A 2210-nucleotide genomic window follows, 5' to 3' on the forward strand; every position below is an offset into this window, starting at 1 on the left:
CGTCGCCCTCCTCGCCGCCGGGATCGTCGGCCGCCGCCTGCTCCGTTCCCTCGCCGAGGTGGGCGCCGCCACCACCGCGATCGCCGCCGGCGACTACTCCCGACGGATCAGCCGTCCTCCCGAGCGCGAGGTCGCGGCCCTCGCCGACGACGTGACGACCCTCGCCCGCACGATCGCCGAGACGGAGGCGCGCCGGATGCGCCTCATCTCCGAGGTCGCCCACGAGATGCGCACGCCACTGACCGTGGTGGACGGGTACGTGGAGGGAATCGCCGACGGCGTGTTCGGTCTCGAGGAACTACGACACGTCCGGGCCGAGAGCGCCCGGCTCCGGCGGCTGTCCGAGGACCTGTCGACACTCTCCCGGGGCTCCGAGGGGCGGCTCGACCTCGCGCCCACGGAGACGGACCTGGGAGAGCTCGTACGCAGCACCGTCGAGCGGCTCCGACCCCGGTTCACCGGGACGGATGTCGACCTGCTGGTGGACGTACCGGACGGGGCGGTGACCGTCCTCGTCGACCCCGACCGAGTGGCTCAGGTGGTGGAGAACCTCGCCGTCAACGCGCTGGCCGCCACCGAGCACGGCCACGTCACGGTCTCAGTCCAGGGCACCCCGGGCGGCGCGGAGATCACGGTGGTCGACACCGGTCTGGGCCTGGACGCCGAGACGGCCGAGCGGATCTTCGAACGGTTCCACCGCGGCCCCGGTGGTCACGCCGGTGGATCCGGCCTCGGACTCACCATCGGACGCCAACTTGCCCGGGCCCACGGCGGTGACCTCACGGTCACCTCCCGGGGCCCGGGCCAGGGATCCACCTTCGTGCTCAGCCTCGCTCGAACGCCCGAAGGTGCTTCTCGGAACCGGCCCTGAGGTGGTCGTAGACCGCGCGTAGATCAGGGTGGTCGGTGGCCTCCGTCGCGGCCACGAGTTCCGTGACATCCCGTCGCTCCAACTCGGCGGCCACGGCCAGCGCCTCGGCCTTCGAGGTCAGGCCCCGTTCCAGCCAGCCATCGTAGAGCTCCTGCAGTTCCGGGTAGGCGTAGACGCCCGGGCTGGAGCCGACCGACGGGTCGGGGAGATCGTGGTTCGCGAGCAGGCTCGCGGTGGCCTCGCCGTGCCGGGTCTCCGCAGCCGAGATCGTGTCGAACCGGCGGTCCGGCCACGCCTCGCCCAGCGCCACGTACAGGTCGTGGGCGAGTCTCTCCTCCTCGCGCATCATCGACAGGGTGCCGGCCTCCTCGTCGGACAGCGTGCCGGTGGGCGCGGGGACCTCGACCCCGTGGCCCTCCCGGCCCTTGCCGCGCTCTCCGGGACCATTCCCGCCCTGCCCCTGCCCGCCCTGGGCGTCATGGCCCTGCCCGTGCTGCCCCTGAGCGTGCTGGTCCCCACCGTGCTGGCCCCGGTCGTGTCCCTGGCGGGCGTGTCCGGGTGTGCCGTGTCCCTGCGGCTCTCCTCCCCGTGCCTGGGCGGCGACCGTCGCGATCCGGGCGCCCTCGGCCGGATCGTCAGTCCCGGCCAGCGCGTATCCCCCGGCCCCGACGAGCGCCAACGCCCCAGCCGCGGTGACCGCCGTCACCCTCCGACGAATGCTCCTGCTCGAGTCCGTCCTCATCGTTCCCACCTCGTCCCGGCCCCACTGTGGGGGCCTCGTGTACGGCAATCTCTGACACCTCGATTCCACCGCCCACGTGTGAGACGACCGAGGGCTCTTCGTGTGGATCAGGTGAAGATCGCCACCGGACTTGCCCTGCGGCCGGCGACGTGCCATTGTCGTTCCATCGCGCGCCCACCAGCGCGCCTCTGGTCGAACAGACGGGCGGCACCTCCGCCGACAGCGTTCGATTCCGCAGGAGCGATCAGTTCCGGACACCCCATCTCCTCACGGCGCCCACACCACCAGGTCCGCGCCACTTCCCCGGGTGAGCCGTCGTCGCCTCCGCACCGCATCGCCGGAAGGACCCGTCGGCACCGCCCGTGGCGGCCCGTCGTCGATCCTTCTCCCGACGACCAGGAGGAACCCCGTGTCCCAGTACCGCAACCCGACCCTCAACACCGCGCCGACCGTGTTCTCCTACACGCCGACCGGCCGGGCGATCCCGACGTCCTCCCCCCTGCGCACGCCCAACCGTCGCCCGGCGGCGCCGTCGTGCACACCCACCGGCCGCGTGGTCCTCTCGACGCCGACCACGCGCGGCTCCGCCTGAGGCGA

Annotated in this window: 2 protein-coding genes; one reads left to right on the forward strand and one right to left on the reverse strand. The window is 72.6% G+C overall.

Going from position 1 to position 2210, the window contains the following annotated elements; translation table 11 throughout:
* On the forward strand, positions 1-871 hold an 871-nt coding region (locus G6020_RS12115), incomplete at its 5' end, for a HAMP domain-containing sensor histidine kinase (RefSeq protein ID WP_182610803.1).
* On the opposite strand, the gene G6020_RS12120 is transcribed toward G6020_RS12115, so the two are convergent.
* A complete protein-coding gene (locus G6020_RS12120) occupies positions 825-1613 on the reverse strand; it encodes a DUF2202 domain-containing protein (RefSeq protein ID WP_182610804.1) in 789 nt (262 codons plus the stop codon). The genes G6020_RS12115 and G6020_RS12120 overlap by 47 nt on opposite strands.
* Positions 1614-2210 lie beyond the last annotated feature (597 nt).

Source organism: Dietzia sp. B19, from assembly GCF_014145155.1.
Classification (GTDB): domain Bacteria; phylum Actinomycetota; class Actinomycetes; order Mycobacteriales; family Mycobacteriaceae; genus Dietzia; species Dietzia natronolimnaea.

Coding starts and splice junctions, on each gene's coding strand:
- G6020_RS12120 (WP_182610804.1), bottom strand. CDS start 1,613: ATGAGGACGGACTCGAGCAGGAGCATTCGTCGGAGGGTGACGGCGGTC.